The organism is Rhodococcus sp. NCIMB 12038 (assembly GCF_002165735.1).
Lineage (GTDB): Bacteria > Actinomycetota > Actinomycetes > Mycobacteriales > Mycobacteriaceae > Rhodococcus_F.
Genome location: NZ_NHML01000008.1, coordinates 152,393 through 179,276, shown reverse-complemented (window position 1 = coordinate 179,276; position 26,884 = coordinate 152,393). Strand labels below are relative to the sequence as shown.

General features: G+C 69.9%; 1 protein-coding gene. It reads left to right on the top strand.

The window, feature by feature from the left end:
- Positions 1-81: 81 nt before the first annotated feature.
- Positions 82-26,871: a non-ribosomal peptide synthase/polyketide synthase gene (locus CA951_RS14200; RefSeq protein WP_087557435.1), complete on the top strand. Its 26,790-nt coding sequence runs from the start codon at positions 82-84 to the stop codon at positions 26,869-26,871.
- Positions 26,872-26,884 lie beyond the last annotated feature (13 nt).

The following is a 26,884-nucleotide window of genomic DNA, read 5'->3' as shown; positions in this document are numbered from 1 at the left end:
GCGTGGGAGACCGGCGTCGGTTGGTCCGTCTCACGCGCAGGACTTGCGCATCCAAGGTCTTCTACCCGCTGGGGGAACGAGATGACGACTGTGAATTCGCCGCAGCCGAATAACGGCGCCGAAGATGTGAACGTGAACGTTCCCGAGGGGGCCTTCCCGCTCTCCTCGGTGCAACGGAGCATGTGGTTTGCCCAACAACTGAGCCCCACGGTCCCCAAGTTCATCGCCCAGTACATCGAGTTGCGGGGCGAGATCGACCTGGACCTGCTGAGCGATGCGGCTGTGCGGGCCGGCCAGGAGTTCCAGTCGCCGTTCCTGCGTCTGCTCGACGTCGACGGGGAGCCCTACCAGGCGGTCGATTTCACGATCGACCCGTCGATCGGGTTCCTCGACTTCCGCGGCGAGGACGACCCGATGTCGGCCGCGCACGCGTGGATCGACGAGGACTACGCGACACCTCTGCGGTTGACCCGGGACCGGCTGGTCGAGATGACCGTCCTGCAGGTCGGTGAGCAGCACTACCTGTGGTACACCAGGATTCACCACGTCGCCCTCGACGGGTACAGCGGCAACACCATGGTGAACCGGATCGCGGCGCTGTACACCGCGGCGATCGAGGGCACCGAACCGGAACCGAACCGTGCGCTGGATCTGCGCGATCTGTACGCACTGGACCAGAAGTACCGGAAGTCGACCCGGTTCGAGAACGACCGGTTGTACTGGGCCGAACGGATAGTCGGCATCGAGCACGGGTCGACGCTCGCCACCCACGACGCGCCCGCGGCCGCGAAGAGCAGGCTCGAGAGCGCGAAGATCTCCGAATCCGCGCTGAGTTTCCTCGGCGAGTCGGATCAGCGGGTCGGTGCCACGTCGGCGGCCGTCCTGCTCGCCGGGTTCGCCTGCTACCTGTCCCGGATGACGGGCAAGCGGGACGTGCTCATCAACCTGCCGGTGTCGGCGCGCACCACGGCGCCGCTGCAGCGGTCCGGCGGCATGCTCGTCAACGTCGCCCCGCTGCGGATCACCGTCCGCCCCGAGGACACGGTGGCCGAACTCGTGCAGCGGACGCAGCTCGAACTGATGGGTGCGCTGCGTCATCAGCGGTGCAGCCTCGAGGACATCCGCCGCGACGCAGGCCTCGCGGGGACGGCGGAGGGTCTCGCCGGTCCGATGGTGAACGTCATGCTGTTCCACCAGGCGTTCACGCTGGGCTCCGTCAGCGGTGAGTACCACATCGTGACGTCGGGCCCGGTGGACGACCTGCTGGTCAACATCTATCAGGGCGGTGACGGCGAGACACTCCTGGATTTCCGCGGCAACCCCAACCGGTACGGCGCGGAGGAGTTGCGCGCCCACCACCGGCGGTTCGTGGAACTGATCGAGGAATTCGTCACCGCGGAGCCGCAGGCGCGGACCGCCGGCATCCACGCCGAGAGCGCACGCCTCGGTGCGCGCTTCCTCGAGCGGGAGTCCCAGCTCGAGTTCTGGAAGCGGGAGCTGGCCGGACTGCCCGAGGTGACGGCGCTGCCGCTGGACCGGCCGCGCCCGAGCGAGCGGGCCGGGGCGGGCGAGGTCGTCGGGTTCGCCGTCGACGCCGACGTGCAGCGCCGCGCGGCACTGCTGGCCGAGGAGGCGGGCACCGGGATCTTCACCGCACTGCACGCCGCGCTGGCCGTGCTGCTGGGCCGGTTGGGTGACACCGACGACGTCGTGATCGGAACACCGATCGTCGGGCGTGACACGACGGACTCGGATGACCCGGAAGCCGGGGCGTTCTTCAACAAGGCCGTCCTGCGGTCGCAGGTGGAGGGGGCGTCGTCGTTCGCCGAGCACCTGAGCCGGGTCCGGGACGCCGACCGGGCCGCGTTCTCGCATGCGGCGCTGCCGTTCGACGATCTCGTCGCCGCCGTCGTCGCGGAACCCGACCCGTCGCACACGCCGCTGTTCCAGGTGATGCTCGAGTTCACCGACGGTGGCCATCCGCACGACTCCTCGGGGAACGTGACGGTCAGCCCGATCCAGCGTGAACACCGCGCCCTGGGGCTGGATCTCGTGTTCTCCCTCACCGAATCGGAGACCGGCGGAATCAACGGCCGGCTGCGGTTCGCCACGGACGTGTGGGACCGCGACAGCGCGGAGGCGCTCGCCGCCCGCTTCGTCCGCATCCTGCAGGCGGTGACGGCGGATCCGGCCGCGCCGATCGGGGACGTCGACCTCCTCGAACCCGCCGAGTACGCGGAACTCGCGCCGGTCCGCGACGAGCCCGCTGTGGAGCCCCGCACGCTTCCCGCACTGCTCGCCGGTGCCGTCGCGGCGGGCGGCGACGGGGACGCTCTCGTCTACGAGGGACGCACCCTCACCTACTCCGAACTCGACGAGCAGTCGAATCGGCTCGCCCGCATGCTGATCGGTCACGGCGTGGGGCCGGGTTCGGTCGTGGCGCTGGCGATCGCGCGTTCGATCGAGTCGGTCCTGGCCACCTGGGCGGTCGCGAAGTCCGGGGCCGCATTCGTCCCGGTCGACCCGAACTACCCGGCCGACCGTATCGAGCACATGCTCACCGATTCCGGTGCGGTCGTCGGTCTCACGGCCATGGCGCACCGCTCGTCGCTGCCGGCGATCACGCCGTGGCTGGTGATGGACGACGCCTCGTTCGGGCGGGATCTGGAACAGCACACCGCAGGCGCAGTCACCGACGCCGACCGTCTCCGGCCGCTGCGGACGGCGGATCCGGCCTACCTGATCTACACGTCCGGTTCCACCGGCACACCCAAGGGTGTGGTCGTCACCCATGTCGGTCTGGCGAATTTCGCCGAGGACGAGCGGCAGCGGTTCGACGTCACCGCCGGGTCGCGGACCCTGCACTTCTCCTCACCGAGTTTCGACGCGTCGATCCTGGAACTGCTTCTCGCGGTGGGCGCAGGCGCCACGATGGTCGTGGCACCGTCGACGGTGTACGGCGGCACCGAACTCGCGGACCTGCTGCGCCGCGAACGGGTGACGCACGCGTTCGTGACACCGGCCGCGCTGGCATCCGTCGATCCCACCGGGCTCGACCACATCCGGTGCGTCGTCACCGGTGGTGAGAGCTGTCCTCCTGCGCTGGTGCAGCAGTGGGCGCCGGGACGCGTCATGTTCAACGCCTACGGTCCCACCGAGGCCACCGTCGTCGCGAGCGTCGCGGGACCGTTGACGGTCGGCGAACCGGTCACCATCGGCCGCCCGTCCCGCGGTTGCGGTCTGCTGGTGCTCGATTCGCGGTTGCATCCCGTCCCCGCCGGGGTGCCCGGCGAGCTGTACATCACCGGCGACGGTGTGGCACGTGGGTACCACAATCGGTCGGTCCCGACGGCCGAACGGTTCGTCGCCGACCCGCACGGGACACCCGGTGAGCGGATGTACCGCACCGGCGACCTGGCCCGGTGGAACGCGGCCGGTCAGCTGGAATACTTGGGCCGCACCGACTTCCAGGTGAAGATCCGCGGCTTCCGCATCGAACTCGGCGAGATCGACGCCGTCGTCCGCTCGCACCCGAGCGTGGCGTTCGCGACCACCGTCGGCCGCACCGCACCGTCCGGCGACACGGCGCTGGTGACGTACGTGCTGCCCGAGAGCGGGGCGCAGATCGTCGTCGGCGACATTCTCGAACACGCCGCCGCCGCGCTGCCCGCGCACATGGTGCCCGCCAGGGTGATGGAGCTCCTCGAGGTCCCGCTGACGCCTGCGGGCAAGCTCGACCGGAAAGCGTTGCCGGAACCGCAGTTCGAGGCGACGTCCACCGTCTACCGGGCGCCGGTGACCCCGACCGAGATGCAGATCGCGGAGGTGTTCGCGACGCTGCTCGGAGTCGAGCGCGTCGGCGTCGACGACAGCTTCTTCGACCTCGGCGGCGACTCCCTCGTCGCGACCCGCGTGGTGTCCCGGGTCAACACGGCCCTCGGCACGGAGATCGGGGTGCTCGATCTGTTCGAGGCGCCCAGCGTCGCATTGCTCAGCGCCCGCGTCGACGCGGCCGGGCCCCGCACCTCCGCCCGACCCGTTCTCGCCCCGCGGGCCGGCTCCGGCCCGGTGCAGGTGTCGCTGGCGCAGCAACGGATGTGGTTCATCAACCAACTTGACACCGCTTCGCCCGCCTACAACATTCCCGTCGGCATCCGGCTGCGCGGCACGCTCGACGTGGACGCGTTGCGGACCGCGGTGAGCGACGTCCTCACCCGCCACGAGTCGCTGCGGACCGTGTTCCCGAACACCCCCAACGGCCCGATCCAGGTGGTGCTGCCGGTCGCGGAGGTGAGCCCGCAACTCGACGCGGTCGAGGTCGCCGAGAGCGAACTCGAATCCCGCCTGATCGCCGACGCCGCAACCGGATTCGACGTCACCGTGGAACCACCGATCCGGGCGGAGCTGTACCGGACCGCGACCGACGACCACGTGCTGGTGTTCGTCGTGCACCACATCGCCGCCGACGGCCTGTCGATGACGCCGCTGACCCGGGACGTGATGGTGGCCTACCACGCGCGCGCCGCCGGCGACGCCCCGCAGTGGGCGCCGCTCGAGGTGCAGTACGCCGATTTCGCGGTGTGGCAGCGCGAACTGCTCGGATCCTCCGACGATCCGACGAGTCTGCTGTCCCGGCAATTGGCGTTCTGGGCGCGCACCCTCGACGGTGCCCCCGAGGTCATGGACCTGCCGACCGACCGTCCCCGCCCGGCCCGGCAGTCGATGATCGGCGCCACCGCCGACTTCACGATTCCGGCACGCATCCATACCGCGCTGCTCGACATCGCAAATGCGAACGACGCCAGCCTGTTCATGGTGGTACACGCGGCCCTCGCGGTCCTGCTGTCCCGGTCGAGCGGGTCGGCCGACGTGTCGATCGGATCTCCGGTCTCCGGCCGGGGCGAACGGCAACTCGACGACGTCGTCGGCATGTTCGTCAACACGGTGGTCCTGCGCACCACCGTCGACCCCGATCGCAGCTTCCCCGAGATCCTCTCGCACACCCGTTCCGTGGATCTGGAGGCGTTCAGCAACACCGATCTGCCCTACGAGCGGCTCGTCGACGAACTGAAACCGACTCGCTCCGAAGCGCATTCGCCGCTGTTCCAGGTGATGCTGGTGCTGCAGGGATTCGCGAACACGAGGCTGGAGCTGCCCGGACTCGACGTGGAGGTCGAGGCACTCGAGACCGGTGCCGCCAAGTTCGATCTCCAGGTCATCCTCACCGAGCACATCGAGGACTCCGGCGCCCCGGGCGCGATCGACGTCCAGTTCTCCTACGCGTCGGAACTGTTCGACCCGCCGACGATGACGGCGCTGGCCGCACGGTTCGTGACGTTGCTCGAGACCGTCACCGCCGGATCGGACGCGAAGGTCGGCGACCTCGACCTGATCGGCGCGGACGAGACGCAGCGGATGCTCGAGCAGTGGATCGACACCGACGTTCCCGTCCCGGACTCGGTGACCCTGGTCAGCCTGTTCGAGTCGCAGGTGGCCCGCACCCCGGACGCCGTGGCCGTGGTGTTCGCCGAAGAGGAACTGCTCTACGCGGAGTTCGATGCCCGCGCCAACCGGCTGGCCCGTGAACTCCTCGCCCGCGGCGTCGGCCCCGAATCCCGGGTGGCCGTCGCGCTGCGCCGGTCCCTGGAACTGATGATCGCGATCTATGCGGTGGAGAAGACCGGGGCCGCGTACGTGCCGCTCGACCCCGACCATCCGGCGTCGCGGATCGCGTACGTGATCGAGAGTGCCGAACCCGTCTGCGTTCTCACTGCCTCCCGTGACCGGTGCGAGGGCGTCGACAGCGCGGACGCCGCCGTGATCGAGATCGACACCCTGAATCTGTCCCGGCGGCCCAGCACCCCGATCACCGACGCCGAGCGCGGTGGTCCGATCCACCCCGATTCGACCGCCTACGTGATCTATACGTCTGGTTCGACGGGCAGGCCCAAGGGGGTCGCCGTCAGTCACCGGGCGATCGCGAACCGGCTGCTGTGGATGCAGGACACGTACCGGATGGATCACACGGACGTGGTGCTGCAGAAGACACCGGTCACGTTCGACGTGTCCGTGTGGGAATTGTTCTGGCCCCTCGAGGTCGGTGCGCGACTCGTCCTGGCTGCGCCCGATGGTCATCGGGACCCGACGTACCTGTCCCACATCATCGCCGACCACCAGGTCACCACCATGCACTTCGTGCCGTCGATGCTCGCCGTGTTCACGGCGGGCGCCGAACCCGAACTGTGCGGTTCGCTGCGCCAGGTGTTCTGCAGTGGTGAGGCGCTGCCGCCGGCTACCGCCGACGCGTTCCGCGAATTCGGATCCGCGGCGCTGCACAACCTGTACGGCCCTACGGAGGCCGCCGTCGACGTCACCTTCTGGGAGTGCACGGAAGGCGACCGCGCGTCGGTCCCGATCGGTGCACCCGTGTGGAACACGCAGCTGTACGTCCTCGACTCCCGGCTGCACCCGGTGCCGGTCGGGGTGCACGGCGAGCTGTACCTGGCCGGCGTCCAGCTGGCCCGCGGCTACGTCGGTCGCAGCGACCTGACGTCGGACCGGTTCGTGGCGAACCCGTTCGGCGCACCGGGACAGCGGATGTACCGCACCGGTGACGTCGTCCGCTGGCGCGCCGACGGCAACATCGAATACATCGGCCGCCGCGACTTCCAGGTCAAGCTCCGCGGGCAGCGCATCGAACTCGGCGAGGTGGAGGCGGCCGTGCTGGCGCACCCGTCGGTGGCGCAGGCCGTCGTGACGGTGCACCGCAGCGAGGCCACCGGTGAAAGCCTCGTCGGCTACGTGATCCCCGTGGCGGGCGCCGACATCGACACCGCGGTCGTGCGCGACGCGGCGGCGGAGGCGTTGCCCGCCTACATGGTGCCGACCCGGATCATCGTGCTCGACCGGTTCCCGCTCGGCGCCACCGGAAAACTGGATCGCGGCGCGCTGCCCGAACCGGAATTCCTCAGCCCGTCCGCCGAATTCGTCACGCCGCGCAACCCGATCGAGGAAATCCTCGCGTCGATCTTCGCGGACTTGCTCGATTCACCCCGTATCGGCGTGTACGACAGCTTCTTCGACCTCGGCGGCAACTCTTTGGTGGCCACCCGGCTGGTGGCGCGGGTCAACGCCGCGCTCGGCAGCCGTATCGGGGTCCGGGAGATCTTCGACGCCCCGACCGTCGCGACGCTGGCCACCCGGATCGAATCCGAGGCCGGGCAGGGCGCCGAACGTCCGCCGCTGGTGGCCGGGGTTCGCCCCGACCATCTGCCGGTCTCGCTGGCGCAGAAGCGCATGTGGTTCATCAACCAGTTCGACCTCGATTCCCCGGCCTACAACATCGCGCTCGCGGTGCGGCTGACCGGCGACCTCGACGAGGACGCGATGCAGGACGCCGTCGCCGACGTGATGGACCGGCACGAGTCGCTGCGCACCCGGTTCCCGATGGTGGAGGGCGAACCCCTCCAGGTGATCCTGCCGACCGAGGACGTGGTGCCGGATCTGTCGCCGATCGACTCGACGGAAGAGCAGCTGCCCGAACATATTTCGCGTCTGGCGGGCGCCGGCTTCGACGTCACGGTGTCGGTGCCGGTGCGCGCCGCCCTGTTCCGCACGGATCCCGGCGAGCACGTACTCGTCATCGTCGTCCACCACATCAGCGCCGACGGCTTCTCCATGGCCCCGCTCGCCCGGGACGTCATGACCGCCTACGCGGCCCGCACCGGGGGACAGGCACCGGACTGGACGCCGCTGCCGGTGCAGTACGCCGACTTCGCGCTGTGGCAGCACCGGGTGCTCGGCAACGCCGACGACCCGGACAGCCTGCTCGCCGCCCAACTCGACTACTGGACGCACACGCTCGCCGGGCTTCCGGAACTGCTCGCGCTGCCGACGGATCATCCGCGCCCGACGCAGCAGTCGATGCGCGGCGGCATCCACTCGTTCAGCATCGACCCGCAGATCCACAGCCGGTTGATCACGACCGCCCGCGAACACAATTCGAGTGTGTTCATGGCTGTCCACGCCGCGCTGGCCGTGCTGCTGGCCCGGTTGGGCGACACGGACGACGTGGCGGTGGGCACCCCGATCGCCGGCCGCGGCGACGCCGCCCTGGACGACATGGTCGGCATGTTCGTCAACACCCTGGTGCTGCGCACCCCGGTCGAACCGTCCGGAACGTTCACCGAACTGCTGTCCACGGTCCGCGACACCGACCTGAACGCGTTCCACCACGCGGATCTGCCGTTCGAGCGACTGGTCGACGCGATCTCGCCGGAACGCGCGACGTCGCATTCGCCGCTGTTCCAGGTGGTACTCGAGTTCCGCAACAACGAGCGGCCGCGGCTGGAGCTGCCCGGGTTGACCGTCACCGGCCTCGACCTGGCGACCGACATCTCCAACTTCGACCTGCAGCTCACGCTCACGGAGGAGTTCGGGGTGTCGGGGGAGCCCGCCGGGATCTCCGCGGCGTTCACGTACGCGGCGAGCCTGTTCGACGCGTCCACGATCGCCGGTTTCGCCGACTACCTGCAGCGGATCTTCGACGCGGTGACATCCGAGCCCGGCATGGCCGTCGGCGACGTCGAGCTGATGGTGGCGTCCGAACGTGCGGCGCTCACCCCGGTCATGGACGGACCCGACGCCGAGCCGCGGACCCTGCCCGAACTGCTCGCGTCCGCGGCGTCCGTGGACCCGAAGGCGGCCGCGCTGTCCTACGAGGGCAGCGAGGTGACGTACCGGGAGCTCGACGAGCGGTCGAACCGTCTCGCCCGCCTGCTGATCGGGCGGGGCATCGGCCCGGAATCGGTGGTCGCGCTGGCGATGGCGCGGTCGCCCGAATCGGTGCTGTCGCTGTGGGCGGTCGCGAAGACCGGTGCCGCGTTCGTGCCGGTCGACCCGAACTACCCGACCGACCGGATCGTCCACATGCTCAGCGACTCCGGTGCGGCGCTCGCCCTCACCGTCGCCGAGTTCCGTCCCACCCTGCCCGACTGCACCCCGTACGTGGTGGTCGACGCACCCGGCTTCGACGACCAGGTGAGCGCGCACTCCGCCGCCGTCGTGACCGACGCCGACCGGACACATTCGCTCGCGCTGGAGAACCCGGCCTACCTGATCTACACGTCCGGGTCCACCGGCACCCCGAAGGGTGTCGTCGTCACCCATCGCGGCCTGGCGAACTTCGCCACCGACGAACGCGTCCGGTTCGGGGTCACCCCGCGGTCGCGGACTCTGCACTTCTCGTCGCCGAGCTTCGACGCCTCGATCCTGGAACTGCTGCTGGCGGTCGGGTCCGGCGCGACCATGGTGATCGCCCCGGCCTCCGTGATCGGCGGCACCGAACTCGCCGACGTGCTCCGCGAGGGCCGGGTCACGCACGCGTTCATCACCCCGGCGGCCATGGCGTCCGTGGACCCCGCGGGTCTCGACCAGCTCGAGTGCGTCGCCACCGGCGGTGACGTGTGCCCGCCGGAGCTGGTGGCGCAGTGGGTGACCGGCAGCAGGCGGATGTTCAACGCCTACGGACCCACCGAGGCGACGGTCGTGTCCAGCGTGACCGGACCGATGCTGCCCGGTGAGGGCGTCACCATCGGCCGTCCGCCGATGGGTACCGGCGAAATGGTGCTCGATTCCCGCCTGCACCCCGTGCCCAACGGGGTGACCGGCGAACTGTACGTCACCGGTTCCGGTCTGGCCCGCGGCTACAAGGACCGGGCGGGCACGACGGCGGAGCGGTTCGTCGCCAACCCGTACGGGGGCCTCGGTGCCCGCATGTACCGGACCGGTGACCTCGCCCGCTGGAACACCGACGGCCAGCTCGAGTACCTGGGCCGCAGCGACTTCCAGGTGAAGATCCGCGGGTTCCGCATCGAACTCGGCGAGATCGAGAACGCCCTCACCCGCTACCCGGGCGTCGCCCGCTCGGTGGTGTCCGCGCACAAGGGCAGCACCGGCGCCAACCGGCTCGTCGGCTACCTCGTCCCCACGGCGGGCGCGGAACTCGACCCGGAGGCTGTCCTCGACTTCGTCGGCGGATTCCTCGCCCCGTACATGGTGCCGTCCGCGCTGATCGTTCTCGACGAGTTGCCGCTCACCCCGGCGGGCAAGCTGGATCGCCGCGCGCTGCCCGAACCCGACTTCGGGGCCCGGGTGTCCACCGGCCGGGCGCCGGTGTCGGAGATGGAACAGGTGCTCTCCGGACTGTTCGCCGAGGTGCTCGGTCTGGAATCCGCCGGTGTCGAGGACTCGTTCTTCGCGCTCGGCGGCGACAGCATCATGTCGATCCAGCTGGTGGCCCGCGCGAAGGCCGCGGGCGTGGTGCTCACCCCGCGGGACGTGTTCGAGGCCAAGACCGTCGCCGGTCTCGCCGCGGTGGCGTCGTGGGTGGGCGCCGCCGACGTCGTCGTCCTCGACGAACTGCCCGGCGGCGGTGTCGGCGACATGCCGACCACCCCGATCACGAAGTGGCTGCTCGAACGGGGCGGCGAGTTCAACCGGATGTCGCAGTCCGCGCTGCTCACCGCGCCGCCGAACCTGCGCGAACTCGAACCGCTGATCGCCACGTTCCAGGCCGTCCTCGACCGGCACGACATGCTGCGCGCGCAGCTGATGGTCTCCGCCGACGAATCCCATCTCGCGGTCCGCCCGATCGGTGCCGTGGACGCGCAGGACCTGATCCGCCGCGTCGCGGTGTCCGCGGCCCCGGGAACACCGGCGTTCGCGGCCACCGTCATCGCGGACCTCGACGCCGCGCTGGACCGGCTCGATCCGGCGGCCGGCGTCATGATGCAGGTGGTGTGGTTCGACGCCGGGGAATCCGGCGGCCGCCTGCTCGTGGTCGCGCACCACCTCGTCGTCGACGGTGTGTCGTGGCGCATCCTCGTCCCCGACCTCGCGACCGCGTGGGCGCAGATCTCGGCAGGCCAGGAACCGGCCCTCGACCAGGTCGGCACGTCCATGCGCCGGTGGGCGCACGGACTGGTCGACGAGGCGACGAACCGGGCCGGCGAACTGGATCTGTGGCAGCGCATCCTCGACTGCGAGGACCCGCTCGTCGGCAGCCGCCCGCTCGACCCCGACGTCGACGTCAACGCGACCGTCGGCCGGGTCACGGTGCAGCTGCCCGCCGAGGTCAGCGAGGCCGTCCTCACGGCCCTTCCGGAAGCGATCCACGGCAGCGTCAACGACGGACTGCTCACCGCGCTGGCGATGGCGGTCACCCAGTGGCGGCGCACCCGCGGCCACACCCTGCACGGCAGGTCCGTCGACGGGACCCTGGTGAGCCTCGAGGGTCACGGCCGCGAGGACCAGGTCGTCCCGGGCGCCGACCTGGGCCGCACCGTCGGCTGGTTCACGGCCATGTTCCCGGTGCGCCTCGACCTGTCGGGCATCGACCTCGACGACGCGTTCGACGGCGGCCGGGCCGCCGGGTCGGCGATCAAGGCGATCAAGGAACAGCTGCTGGCCATCCCGGACCACGGCATGGGTTACGGCATGCTGCGGTACCTCAACGCCGACACCGCACCGCTGCTCGCGGCCCGGTCGCTGCCGCAGATCAGCTTCAACTATCTCGGACGCTTCGCCGCCGACCTGTCCGAGGCGGCCACCCGCGCCGGCTGGACGCCGACCGGTGAAGTCGACATGGACCGGGCGCAGGACCTCGACACCCCGGTCACCTCGGCCATCGACGTCAACGCCGTCACCACCGAGGTGGACGACCGGCCCCAGCTGCGCGCCACCTGGGCGTACGCGGCCGGCGTCCTCACCGTTGTCGAGGTGCGTGAACTCGCCGAACTGTGGGTCCGGGCTCTGACCGCGCTCACGACATACGCGGCCCGCCCCGACGCCGGCGGCGTGACCCCGTCCGACCTCGAACTGGTCAGCCTCGACCAGGACGCCATCGACCGCATCGAGTCGCGCTTCCCGGCGCTGTCCGACATCTGGTCGCTGTCGCCGCTGCAGTCCGGACTGTTGTTCCACGCGTTGCTGGCCGACGAGTCGATCGACTCCTACACGGTGCAGGTGACGCTCGAACTGAGCGGCGCCGTGGCGTCCCGCCTGCGGGTGGCAGGGCAGGCCCTGCTCGACCGGCACGCGAACCTGCGGGCGTCGTTCGTCTACGACGAGGGCGGTACCCCCGTCCAGGCGGTCCACGGGTACGCGGAACTGCCGTGGACGGAGATCGATCTGTCCGCGCTCGACGAGGAGAGCCGCGAAGCCGAGATCGAAGAACTCCTCGACGCCGACCGGCGCCGCGGGTTCGACATGGCCACTCCGCCGCTGCTGCGGTTCATGCTGATCCAGGTCGGTGCGGACGAGCAGCGCCTGATCATCACCAATCACCACATCCTGCTCGACGGCTGGTCGATGCCGCTGCTGATCCGCGACCTCCTGACCCTGTACGCCACGGAGGGGGACACCACCGTGCTGCCGCGGGTGCACCCGTACCGCGACTACCTCGCGTGGATGTCGCACCGCAGCACCGAAGACTCCCTCGGGGTGTGGCAGCGCGCCCTCGCCGGGGTGGACGACCCGACGCTGCTCGCGCCGGCCGACGCGTCGGCGCAGAGCGACACGCAGTCGAGTGAACTGATCGTCGAACTCGACGTCGACCGCACCGATCAATTGAGTGTGCTCGCACGCGAACACGGCCTGACCCTGAGCACCCTGATCCGCACCGCGTGGGGAATCGTGCTGGGCGGCCTGGTCGGCCGCTCCGACGTCGTCTTCGGCGGGACGGTGTCGGGTCGGCCCCCGCAGATCGCGGGCATCGAGTCGATGATCGGCCTGTTCATCAACACCCTCCCGGTGCGGGTGACCCTCGACCCGCGGGAAACGCTGGGGGAGTTGCTCGAACGCATCCAGGGCGAGCAGGCCGCACTGCTCGACCACCACTACGTGGGGCTGACCGACATCCAGTCGGTGGCCGGTCCGGGCGCCGGATTCGACACGCTGACCGTGTTCGAGTCCTACCCCGTCGACCGAGAGGGGCTGACCGAGCAGACCGACATCGCCGGCATGCACGTCCTCGACGTGCACGACAGCGCGAACGCCGCGCACTACCCGCTCGCCCTGATCGCCTCGGCGCACGAGAACCTGCAGCTGAAGCTCGAATTCGTCGAGGATCTGTTCGACCGGGCCGCGGTCGAGCGGATCGGCGACCGGGTCGTCCGCGCGCTGATCGCGCTCGCCGAGCACCCCGGGATGAAGCTCGCGCAGCTGCGCCTGCTCACCGACGTCGAGGAAGCGGAACTGGTTCCGGCCCGCGGCAGGCCCGGCCGGTCCGTGCGCACACTGCCGCAGATGTTCGCCGAGACGGCCGCCGCGTCGGGCGACGCGACCGCGCTCGTGTTCGGGGACCGCCGGATGTCCTACCGGAAACTCGACGAACGGTCCAACCAGCTCGCGCGACTGCTCATCGGCCGCGGCGTCGGCCCGGAAGACATCGTGGCACTGGGCATCTCACGGTCCATCGAATCGGTGCTCGCCGTGTGGTCCATCACCAAGACCGGTGCCGCGTTCGTCCCGGTCGATCCGACCTACCCGCGGGAACGGGTCGAGCACATGGTCACCGACTCGGGGTGCACGTTCGGCGTGCGGGTGGCGGCCGATCGCGACCGGCTGCCCGCCGGGGTCACCTGGCTGACCCTCGACGATGCCGAGACCGACGCCGCCATCGGGGCGATGTCCACCGACACCGTGACCGACGACGAACGCGTCGTGCCGCTGCGCTTCGCGCACCCGGCGTACGTCATCTACACGTCCGGGTCCACCGGCAAGCCGAAGGGTGTGGTGGTCAGCCACCGCGGTCTCGACAACTTCGCCGAGGAGCAGCGAACCCGTTACGCGACGGATTCGGCGTCGCGGGCACTGCACTTCTCCTCGCCGAGCTTCGACGCCTCGGTCCTCGAATACCTGCTGTCGTTCGCCGTCGGCGCGACCATGGTGATCGTGCCGCCATCCGTGTACGGCGGTGAGGAACTCGCGGAGCTGATCCGCGCCGAGGGCGTCACCCACGGGTTCGTCACCCCGGCGGCGCTGGCCTCCGTGGACCCCGAGGGTCTCGAGGTGTTCCAGAACGTGGTCGCCGGCGGCGAGGCCGTGCCACCGGAACTGGTGACCCGCTGGGCGCCGGGCCGCACCCTGTACAACGGCTACGGCCCCACCGAGACCACGATCATGAGCAACCTCAGCGATCACCTGCAGGTGGGGGAGACCGTCACCATCGGCGCCCCCGTCCGCGGCGTGTCCGAGGTGATCCTCGACTCGCGGCTGCAACCGGTCTCCGTCGGCGTCGCCGGCGAACTCTACATCTCCGGTGAGGGCCTGGCCCGCGGCTACCACGCCCGCGCCGGGCTGACCAGCGAGCGGTTCGTCGCCAACCCCTACGGCGACGCGGGCGACCGGATGTACCGCACCGGTGACCTCGCGCGGTGGCGGCCCGATCACACGGTCGAATACCTGGGCCGCACCGACTTCCAGGTCAAGATCCGCGGCTTCCGCATCGAACTCGGCGACATCGACAGCGCGCTCGCCGGGCACCCGTCCGTCGCGTTCGCCGTCACCCTCGGTCGTCCCGGTCCCGCCGGCGACACCGTGCTCGTGTCCTACGTGCTGCCGGAGGCCGAGTCGGTGCTCGAACCGCCGGAGCTGAAGGAGTGGACGGCGAATCTGCTGCCCGCGCACATGGTCCCGTCGAGCATCATGATCCTCGACGAGATCCCGCTGACCCCGGTCGGCAAGCTCGATCGGGCGGGGCTGCCGGAACCGCAGTTCCTGCCCACCTCCGACGCGTTCCGGCCGCCGTCGACGGTTCTCGAACACACGATCGCCGACGTCATCACCACCGTCCTGGGCATCGAACGGGTCGGCATCGACGACAACTTCTTCGACATCGGCGGCAACTCGCTGATCGCGACCCGGGTCGCGGCACGCCTGACCGCGGAACTCGACACCGACATCGGGGTCCGCACCCTGTTCGAGGCGCCGACGATCCATCAGCTGGCCCGCCTGATCGAGTCGACGGCCTTCGCCCCGGCGCACGACGGCGACCACGTGCGGCTGCCGCTCGGACCGATGGCGCAGCCCGCGCACGTGCCGGTGTCGCTGGCGCAGAAGCGGATGTGGTTCCTCAACCAGTTCGATACCTCGTCGGCGGCATACAACATCCCCCTGGCCGTGCGGCTGACCGGTCACCTGGACGTCGAGTCGCTGCGCGCGGCGGTGACGGACGTGTTCGTCCGGCACGAGTCGCTGCGGACCGTCTTCCCGTCCCACGACGGTGAACCGACCCAGGTGGTGCTCTCGCCCGGTCAGTGGACGCCGAACCTCGAGATCACCGAGGTGTCCGAGGCCGAACTCCGGGAGCACATCGCCGGTCTCGCGACCGCCGGCTTCGACGTCACGGCCGACGTGCCGATGCGGTCGGCGCTGTTCGCGCTCGCCCCCGACGATCACGTGCTCGTCATCGTGGTGCACCACATCTGCGCCGACGGGTTCTCGCTCACCCCGCTCGCCCGGGACGTCATGACCGCGTACGCCGCCCGCATCGCGGGAAGCGCACCGCAGTGGAACCCGCTGTCGGTGCAGTACGCCGACTACACGCTGTGGCAGCTGCAATTGCTGGGCGACGAGAGCGACTCCGAGTCGCTGATCTCCCAGCAGCTCCGGTACTGGACGGATCAGCTGGCCGACCTGCCCGAACTCCTGCAGCTGCCGACCGACCGGGCGCGCCCGGTCCAGCAGTCGTTCCGGGGCGCGCAGGTCGACTTCACGATTCCGGCGGACGTGCACCGGGCTTTGTCCGCGCTGGCGCGCAAACACAACTCCACCATGTTCATGGCTGTGCACGCGGCCCTGTCGGTGCTGCTGTCCGCGCTGTCGTCCACCGAGGACATCGCGGTCGGCACCCCCATCGCGGGTCGCGGTGACGCCGCACTCGACGACATGGTCGGCATGTTCGTCAACACCCTGGTACTGCGGAGCGCCGTCGACCCGGCGGCGGGTTTCGGTGCCCTGATCGATCAGGTGCGGGCCACCGACCTCGCCGCGTTCCACCACTCGGACCTGCCGTTCGAGCGGCTCGTCGACGTCCTCGCGCCGGAGCGTTCCACTGCGCACTCGCCGCTGTTCCAGGCCCTGCTCGAGTTCCGGAACAACGAGACACCGCGCCTCGAACTTCCCGAACTCACCGCGGCCGCCGTCGATTTCGACCTCGAGGTCGCCAAGTTCGACCTGCAGCTCAGCGTCGAGGAAGGCTTCGACGCGGACGGGGTGGCGTCGGGGATCACCGCGTCGTTCATCTACGCCACCGATCTGTTCGACGCCGGCACCGTCCGCACGTTCGCCGACCGGTTCCTGCGGATCCTCACCGCCGTGACCGCCGACCCGCAGGCCCCGGTCGGTGACATCGTGATCACCGACGCCGCCGAGCGGACGGCAATGGCGACCGTGTGGAACACCGCCGGAGTCGAGGCGGGCAGCGACACCCTCGCGGGCCGGTTCGCGCAGAGCGTGGCCCGGTTCCCCGACGCCACCGCCGTGACGTCGGAGGACGTGGCGCTGACGTACGCGGAACTCGACGCCCGGTCGAACCGGCTGGCGCGGCTGCTCATCGCCCAGGGGGTGGGCCCGGAAACGCTGGTGGCCGTGGCACTGCCACGTACCTGCGATCTGATCATCGCCCTGCTGGCCGTGATCAAGTCCGGCGGCGGCTACCTGCCCGTCGACATCACCTACCCGGCGGACCGGCTCGCGTTCGTGTTCGAGGACGCCGCACCGAACTGCGTGATCACCACGACCGGTGACGTTTCGGCCCTGCCCGACTCGGAGACCCCGGCGATCCTGCTCGACGACCCGGAGACCACCGCGGACCTCGCGCAGCAGTCGCCGACGGCGATCACCGACGCCGACCGGGTGACCCCGCTCGACGCCGCCTCGGTGGCGTACGTCATCTACACCTCCGGGTCCACGGGCCGCCCGAAGGGCGTCGTCGTCTCGCACCGAAACGTGCTGACGCTGTTCGCGAACACCCAGCCGCTGTACGGGTTCGACGAGCACGACGTGTGGACGATGTTCCACTCGTACGCATTCGACTTCTCGGTGTGGGAGCTGTGGGGTCCGCTGCTGTACGGCGGCCGGCTCGTCGTCGTCGACTATTACACGGCACGGTCTCCGGAGATGTTCCACGAACTGCTGCGCAACGAGCAGGTCACCGTCCTCAACCAGACCCCGACGGCGTTCTATCAGCTCGCCGAGACCGACCGCATCGTCTCGGAGATCGACGTGAACGCGGCGGCACTGGCGTTGCGGTACGTGATCTTCGGCGGTGAGGCTCTCGACCTCGGTCAGCTCGGCCGCTGGTACTCACGGCACGACGATTCCGCCCCGACCCTGGTGAACATGTACGGCATCACCGAGACGACGGTCCACGTCAGCTACCTCGCGCTCGACCGTGCGTTTGCGGAGTCCGCGTCGGCCAGCGTGATCGGCCGCGGCATCGCCGGGCTGCACGTGCACGTCCTGGACCGGCGCCTGCACCCGGTGCCCCCGGGCACCATCGGCGAGATGTACGTCTCGGGTGACCAGGTCACCCGCGGCTACCTCGGCCGGGCCGGGCTCAGTTCCACCCGGTTCGTGGCCGACCCGCTCCGTCCCGGGGCACGGATGTACCGCACCGGCGACCTGGCGCGCTGGAACACCGACGGCCAGCTCGAATACCTGGGCCGCAGCGACTTCCAGGTGAAGATCCGCGGGTTCCGCATCGAACTCGGCGAGATCGAATCCGCGTTGCTCCGGTACCGCGGCATCGCGCAGGCCGTCGTCCTCACCCGCGACGACGGGCACGGCGGCCACCGGCTGATCGGCTACGTGGTTCCCGAATCAGGCGCCACCGTCGAGGTGTCCTCGGCCCTCGAGTTCGTCGGCACCCAGCTCACCTCGTACATGGTGCCCGCCACCCTCGTGGTCCTCGACACGCTGCCGCTGACGAGCAACGGCAAACTCGACCGCCGCGCGCTGCCGGAACCCGACTTCGGGGCACGGGTGTCGGCGGGCCGCGCCCCGGCGACGGAGATGGAGACCGTCCTCGCCGGTCTGTTCGCCGAGGTGCTCGGCCTGGAATCGGTGGGTGTGGACGATTCGTTCTTCGCCCTCGGCGGCGACAGCATCATGTCGATCCAGTTGGTGGCCCGCGCGAAGGCCGCCGGGGTGGTCCTCACCCCCCGGGACGTGTTCGAGGCCAAGACCGTCGCCGCCCTCGCCGAGGCCGCGTCCTGGGCGGGCGCCGCCGACGTGGTGGTCCTCGACGAACTACCGGGCGGCGGGATCGGCGAGATGCCGGTCACCCCGATCACCGCGTGGCTGCTCGAACGCGGCGGCGACTTCCGCCGCTACACCCAGACCGCGCTGCTGTCCCTGCCCGCCGCCGCCGACGAGACGCTGCTGAAGCGCACGATCGCGGCCGTCGTCGATCACCACGACATGCTGCGGGCGCGTCTGCTCGGCGCCGCATCGCAGTGGCGGATCGAGGTGCAGGCCATAGGCGCCGTCGACGTAAACGACGTGCTGCACCGGGTCGAGGTCCCGTCGGTCGTCGGGTCCGCGTTCGCGGAGATCGCCACCCACGAACTCGACGCCGCCGCAGGACGATTGGACCCCGAGGCCGGGATCATGCTGCAGATGGTGTGGTTCGACGCCGGCGACGAGGGTGGGCGGCTGCTGGTCGTGGCCCACCACCTGGTGGTCGACGGCGTGTCGTGGCGGATCCTGGTGCCCGACCTGGCGACGGCGTGGGCGCAGGTCTCCGCCGGTCAGGAACCGGCACTCGAACCGCTCGGCACGTCGATGCGGCGCTGGTCGCACGGACTCGTCGACGCGACCCGCGAACGCGGCACCGAGATCGAACTGTGGCGCCGGGTGCTCGAGGCCGACGACCCGCTGATCGGATCGCGTCCCCTCGACACCGCGATCGACGTCGCGGGGACCGTCGAGAAGATCACCGTGGAGGTGCCCGCCGACGTCACCGACGCGCTGCTGACCCGGGTACCCGAGGCGTTCCACGGCGGCGTCAACGACGGTCTGCTGACCGCGCTGGCGCTGGCCCTGGCACAGTGGCGGCGCACCCACGGCGACTTCACACGTGAATCGCTGGTCAGCCTCGAGGGTCACGGCCGCGAGGACCAGGTGCTGCCGGGCGCCGATCTCGGCCGGACCGTCGGCTGGTTCACGGCCATGTTCCCGGTGCGCCTGGACCTGTCGGGCATCGACCTGGACGACGCGTTCGCCGGTGGCAAGGCCGCCGGGTCGGCGATCAAGGCGATCAAGGAACAGCTGCTGGCCATCCCGGACCACGGCATCGGGTACGGCATGCTCCGCTACCTGGACCCGGACAGCGCCGACCAGTTGCGGGCGCTCGCGAAGCCGCAGGTCACGTTCAACTACCTCGGCCGGCTGGGCGGCGCGACGTCCACCGACATCCACGGGCACGCCTGGGTTCCGGTGACGGACACCAAGCTCGACGACATCCCCGCCTCCGACATCCCGGTGGCGTCGGCGCTCGACATCAACGCCGTCACCGGCACCGGGGCCGACGGCAACCGGCTGCGGGCCACGTGGGCGTTCCCGACCGGAGTCCTCACCCCGTCCGAGGTCCGTGCGCTCGCCGACCTGTGGGTGCAGGCGCTGACCGCGCTGACGGAGCACGTCGCGCGGCCCGACGCCGGTGGTGTCACCCCGTCCGATCTGGACCTGGTGACGCTCGACCAGGACACCATCGACCGGCTGGAGTCCCGGTTCCCGGCGCTGTCGGACATCTGGTCGCTGTCACCGCTGCAGTCGGGACTGCTGTTCCATGCCCAGTTCTCGGACGCCTCGGTCGACCCGTACCTGGTGCAGTTGGCGCTCAAGCTGCGCGGCGACGTGAACGCGGACCGGTTCCGCCGGGCGGGGCAGGCACTGCTGGACCGGCACCCCAACCTGCGGGCCGCGTTCGTCCACGACAGTGCCGGCGCCTCCGCGCAGATCATCCAGCAGCACGTGGAACTGCCGTGGTCGGAGTTCGACCTCTCGGCGCTGGGCCCCGAGGAGACCACCCGCGAATACGAGCGGATCGTGGCACAGGACCGGTCGGTGAAGTTCGACATGGCGGACGCGCCGTTGCTGCGCCTCGCCCTTGTCCGGCTCACCGAGGACGAGTACCGGCTGATCCTGACCAACCACCACATCCTGCTCGACGGCTGGTCGACCCCGCTGGTCATCCGCGACCTGCTGACGCTGTATGCCCTGGACGCCGACGGCAGCCTGCTGCCGCGGGTCCACTCCTACCGCGACTACCTGTCGTGGATGAAGCGCCACGACACCTCGGATTCGATCGACGCCTGGCGCATCGCGCTCGACGGTGTCGAGGAGCCGACGCTGCTGGCCCCGCTGGAGCGGGGCGAGGCACACTCCGCCGTCGCGGAGGAAACCGCGTTCACGCTGTCCGAGGAGCACACCACCCGGTTGCGGGACCTCAGCCGCGAACGCGGGCTCACTCTCAACACCGTCGTCCAGACGGCATGGGGAATCGTGCTGGGCGGCCTGGTCGGCCGCTCCGACGTGGTGTTCGGCGGGACGGTGTCCGGCAGGCCGCCGCAGATCGCGGGCATCGAGTCCATGGTGGGTCTGTTCATCAACACCCTCCCGGTGCGGGTCACCCTCGACCCGTGGGAGTCGCTGGGTGAGTTGCTCGAACGCGTGCAGCGCGAACAGGCTACGCTGCTCGACCACCACTACGTCGGACTGACCGACATCCAGTCGGCGGTCGGCGGCGGCGGCGCGTTCGACACGCTGACCGTGTTCGAGTCGTACCCGGTGGACGAGGCCGGACTGACGGAGCAGACCGACATCGCCGGGATGTTCGTCCTCGGCATCGACGGCAAGGACTCCGCGCACTACCCGCTCGCCGTCGTCGCCTCCGGTGACGCCCGGTTGAACTTCAAGTTCGAGTACCTCCCCGAGGTCCTCGAGGAAAGCACGGTCGACGAGATCGCGGATCGGCTGCGGCGGGTGCTCGACGCCCTCGCCGACCGGCCCGAGATCCCGCTGGCCCACATGCAACTGCTCACCGAGGCCGAACTCGCCGAGTTCGCGCCGGTGCGCGGGCGCCCCGGGTTCTCCGTCCGGACGCTGCCGCAGATCTTCGAGGACGCGGCCGCGCTGGATCCGAACCGCACGGCGCTGACGTTCGAGGGCCGCAACGTCTCCTACCGCGAACTCAACGAGCGTTCCAACCAGCTCGCCCGGGTTCTCATCTCCCGCGGCGCGGGCCCGGAGACGTTCGTGGCGCTCGGCATTCCCCGGTCGATCGAGTCGGTTCTCGCGGTGTGGGCGGTGGCGAAGACGGGTGCCGCGTTCGTCCCGGTCGACCCGAACTACCCGATGGACCGCATCGAGCACATGCTCACCGATTCGGGCGCCACCATCGGACTGACCATGGCCGCGTACGAGAAGTCGCTGCCCGACTCGGTGCCGTGGCTGCAGCTCGACTCGCCCAAGTTCGAGAAGGCGTGCCAGTCGAAACCGGCTCTGCCGGTGGCTGATTCGGATCGCCGGTCGCCGATAAGCCTCGACAATGCGGCCTACATCGTCTACACCTCCGGGTCGACGGGCAAGCCGAAGGGCGTCGTCGTCACCCACGAGGGCCTCGACAACTTCGCCGAGGACCAGCGACAGCGTTTTGCGGCCGCGCAGACGTCCCGCACACTGCACTTCTCGACACCGAGCTTCGACGGATCGGTGTTCGAGTACCTGCAGGCGTTCGGCGTCGGTGCCACCATGGTCATCGCGCCGCCGACGGTGTACGGCGGAGCGGAACTGGCCGAACTGATCCGGTCGGAACACGTCACCCACGCCTTCGTCACCACCGCGGCACTGTCCACGGTGGACCCGGCGGGGCTCGACGAGTTCCAGCACGTGGTGTTCGGCGGCGAGGCGTGCCCGCCCGAACTGGTGACCCGCTGGGCGCCCGGCAGGCAGTTGTCCAACGCGTACGGCCCCACCGAGACCACGGTGATGGCCAACATCAGCGACCCGATGACGGTGGGTGAACCCATCACGCTCGGCGGCCCGATCCGCGGCGTCGGCGAACTCGTGCTCGATTCGCGGCTCCAGCCGGTGCCCGTCGGTGTTCCCGGCGAGCTGTACATCACCGGCGCGGGTCTGGCCCGCGGCTACCACCGGCGCCCGGAACTGAGCAGCCAGCGGTTCGTCGCCAACCCGTTCGGGGAGGCGGGGGAGCGGATGTACCGCACCGGCGACATCGTCCGGTGGCGCGCCGATCACACCGTCGAGTACGTGGGCCGCAGCGACTTCCAGGTGAAGATCCGCGGGTTCCGCATCGAACTCGGCGAGATCGACAACGAGATCGCCACGTTCCCCGGGGTCAGCTTCGCCGCGACCCTCGGTGCCCCCGGCCCGTCCGGTGACACGGTGCTGGTGACCTACCTGCTGCCCGTCACGGAAGGGGGCGTCGACCCCGCCGAGCTGACCGCGCACCTGTCGACGCGGCTGCCCGCGCACATGGTGCCGACGAGCATCATGTTCCTCGACGAGATCCCGTTGACCCCGGTGGGCAAACTGGACCGGTCGGCGCTGCCCGCGCCGGAGTTCCACGTCACCACCACGGAGTTCCAGCCGCCGACCAACGACCTCGAACGCAAGATCGTGGACATCTTCACCGACGTCCTCGGTCTCGAACGGATCGGCATCGACGACAACTTCTTCGATCTCGGCGGCAACTCGCTGGTCGCGACGCGCGTCACCGCGCGACTGCGGGACGCCCTGGACACCGACATCGGGGTGCGGGCGCTGTTCGAGGCCCCCGACGCCCGGTCGCTGGCCGAACGCGTCGCCGACAGCGTGAGTGGTGGGGCCCGCCCCGCGCTCGCCCCGGTCGAACGCCCGGACCGGATCCCGCTGTCGCTGGCGCAGAAGCGGATGTGGTTCCTCAACCAGTTCGACACGTCCTCACCCGCCTACAACATCCCGCTGGCGGTGCGGCTGACCGGAACCCTGGACGAGGACGCCCTGCGCCTGGCGATGGCCGACGTCCTCGAACGGCACGAGACGCTGCGCACCGTCTTCCCGACGGTCGGCAACGAACCGACCCAGCGGATCCTGGCCGCCGCCGACGCCCAGCCGGACGTCGCCACGGTCCCGGTGGACGCGGCGGACCTGCCGCGGCACATCATGGACCTGGTGTCCCGCGGATTCGACGTCAGCACCGACGTCCCGGTGCGGGCGGCTCTGTTCCGGACTGCGCCCGACCATCACGTGCTGACGATCGTGGTGCACCACATCTGCGCGGACGGCTTCTCCCTGGCGCCGCTCGCCCGCGACGTCATGGTGGCCTACACGTCGCGGCTCGAGGGCGCAGGTCCGCAGTGGTCTCCGCTGCACGTGCAGTACGCCGACTACACCCTGTGGCAGCACGCCGGGCTCGGGTCGGAGAACGATCCCGAGTCGATGATCAACCGGCAGTTGCGGTTCTGGTCGGAGACCCTGGCCGGGTTGCCGGACGTCATCCAGTTGCCGACGGACCGGCCGCGCCCGATCCAGCAGACGTTCGAGGGTGATCGGGTCGAGTTCGCGATCGACGCCGACCTCCATCAGCGGCTGACGGCACTCGCCCGCGCCAACAACGCCACCATGTTCATGGCCGTCCACGCCGCGCTGGCCGTACTGCTGTCGCGGCTCGGAAGCACCGACGACGTGGTGATCGGCACCCCGGTCGCCGGGCGTGGTGAAGAGGCGCTCGACGAGATGGTCGGCATGTTCGTCAACACGCTGGTCCTGCGGAACCGGATCGATTCATCCGCGACGTTCACCGACCTGGTGCGGCAGATCCGGGAATCCGACCTGGCCGCGTTCCAGCACGCGGACCTGCCGTTCGAGCGGCTCGTCGAGGAACTCAACCCGACCCGGTCCACGTCGTACTCACCGCTGTTCCAGGTGGCCCTCGAGTTCCAGAACAACGAGAACCCCACGCTGGAACTGCCGGACCTGCGGGTCGAGAACGTGGACCTGGAGACCCGGGTGGTGAAGGAAGACCTCGAGGTGATCCTGGCCGAGCGGTTCGACCAGGACGGCGTGCCCGCGGGTGTCGCCGGCGGCCTCGACTTCGCCGTCTCCCTGTTCGACCCCGACACGGCCCGTTCGATCGCGGACCGGTTCGTGCGGGTCCTCGCGGCCGTCGTCGCCGACCCGGACCGGCCGATCGGCACCGTCCCGCTGCTCGACGACGCGGAGATCGACGAGATGGTCCCGGCCCGCGGCAAGCCCGACGTGCGGCCCGAGGTGTGGCCGGACCTGCTGACGGCGGCCGCGGCCCTCGACCCCGACTCGGTGGCGCTGTCGTTCGAGGACCGGCAGGTCACGTACCGCGAACTCGACGAATGGTCCAACCGGCTGGCGCGAGTGCTGTGCGCCCAGGGCGTCGGACCGGAGACTTTCGTCGCCATCGGGATGCCGCGGTCCATCGAGGAAGTGGTGTCGATCTGGTCGGTGGCCAAGTCGGGTGCCGCGTTCGTGCCCGTCGATCCGACGTACCCGCGGGACCGCATCGACTACATGCTCACCGACTGCCGGGCCTCGGTCGGCCTGACCGTCGCCGGCAGGCGCGACAACCTGCCGGACACGGTGCCGTGGCTGGTGCTCGACGACGAGACGTTCGACGAGCAGGTCGCGGCCGTGTCCTCGGCGCCGGTCACCGACGCCGACCGCACGATGCCGCTGAATCTGGCGCACCCGGCGTACCTGATCTACACGTCGGGGTCGACCGGAAAACCGAAGGGGGTCATCGTCACTCACCGCGGCATGGCCAACCTCACCGCGGAGGAACACGAACGGTTCCAGGTCACGCACGACTCCCGGGTCTCGCATCTGGCGTCCCCGAGCTTCGACGCGTCGATCTTCGAGCTGATGATGGCGTTCGGTGCCTCGGCCCGGGTCGTGATCGTGCCGCCCACCATCTTCGGTGGCGCCGAGTTGGCCGATCTGTTCCGCCGCAACGAGGTCACGCACGCGTTCATCACGCCGACCGCGCTGTCGTCCATCGAGGACGTGGGGCTCGAGTCGCTGCGGGTTCTCGCGGTGGCCGGCGAGGCCTGCCCGCCGGAACTGGTGGAGATCTGGGGCAAGCACCGCAACATGCACAACGGGTACGGGCCCACCGAGACGACCATCCAGGCCAGCGTCAGCGCCCCGATGCGCCCGGGCGGGGTCGTGAACATCGGCGCCCCCGCACTGGGCTTCGGTTCGCTGGTCCTCGACGAACGGCTGCAGCCCGTCCCGGCCGGTGTGCCCGGCGAGCTGTACATCACCGGACCCGGACTGGCACGCGGGTACCACAACCGGTCGGCGCTCACCTCGGAACGGTTCGTCGCCTGCCCGTACGGGGAGCCCGGCCGCCGGATGTACCGCACCGGCGACGTCGTGCGCTGGCGCGGCGACCACACCATCGAGTACATCGGCCGCACCGACTTCCAGGTGAAGGTCCGTGGTTTCCGCATCGAACTCGGTGAGATCGACGCCGTCCTCGCCCGCCACCCCGCGGTCGCGTTCGCCGCCACCATCGGTCACACCGGACCGTCCGGCGACACGCTCCTCGCGTCGTACGTCCGGGCGGCGGAGGGACACGATCTCGAGCCGGCGGAACTGCGCACCCACGCGTCCGACCGTCTGCCCGCGCACATGGTCCCGTCGGCCGTGGTGGTGCTGGACCAGATCCCGATGACCCCGGTCGGCAAGCTCGACCGCAAGGCGCTGCCCGCGCCCGAGTTCGGCACCACCGGCGCGGCCTTCCGGGCCCCGACGACGGCGACCGAGCGGATCATCGTGGAGGCCTTCGCCGAGGTGCTGGGTGTGGACCGGGTCGGCACCGCCGACAGCTTCTTCGACCTCGGCGGTAACTCGATCGTCGCCACCCGGGTGATCACGGTGCTCCAGGACCGTCTCGGACGGCGGATCCCGCTGCAGTCCATGTTCCTGGACCCCACGCCCGCGGGGCTGGCGCTCCGGGTCGACACCGAGAACGCGGCCGGGTCGCCGGTCGACGAGGCGCTCGGCGTCGTCATTCCGCTGCGCCCGACGGGGGAAAAGGCGCCGCTGTTCTGCATCCATCCCGGGATCGGGTTGTCCTGGGGGTATGCGGGACTGCTGCAGCACCTCTCGCAGGACCGTCCGGCGTTCGGGCTGCAGTTGCCGATCATCAGCGGCGGCCCGGCCGTCGACTCGATCGAGCAGTTGGCACACCAGTACGTGCTGGAGATGCGCAAGGTCCAGGCGCACGGGCCGTATCACCTGCTGGGCTGGTCGCTCGGCGGCGTCATCGCCCACGCCATGGCCGTCGAACTGCGGCGGGAGGGGGAGGCGGTCGACACCCTCGCCCTGATGGACAGTTACGTGGTGAACGGGACCGATCAGGGCCCGGAGAGCCTCACCGTGCCCGAGTTGCTGCACGGTCTCGGGCTGGACCTCGAGTCTGTGTCCGGGGAGGAACTCACGTACGAGCGGGCGGTGGAGTTGCTGGACGACGCGTTCGGGCAGAAGACCGGACTGACCCCTCGGCACCTCGAGCGAATCAGCGCCGGGTTCACGAACTCCTCGCGGATCATGAACACCTTCCGGCCGCAGGTGTTCGACGGGGACATGCTGTTCTTCACCGCCGCCGGGTCGGCGTCGACGGGCGAGCATTCACCGGAGGAATGGCGCAATTCGGTCACCGGCGGCATCCGGGAAGTCAAGATCGAGTGCGAGCACAACCAGATGATCGAACCCGAGGTCCTGGCCGTGGTCGGGCCCGTCCTCGAGGACTATCTGGGCACGCATTGACCCGTTTTCGTTG

What these genes read in the sequence shown, in the direction of transcription:
- CA951_RS14200 (WP_087557435.1), top strand. Translation starts at nt 82, where the DNA reads ATGACGACTGTGAATTCGCCGCAGCCGAATAACGGCGCCGAAGATGTG.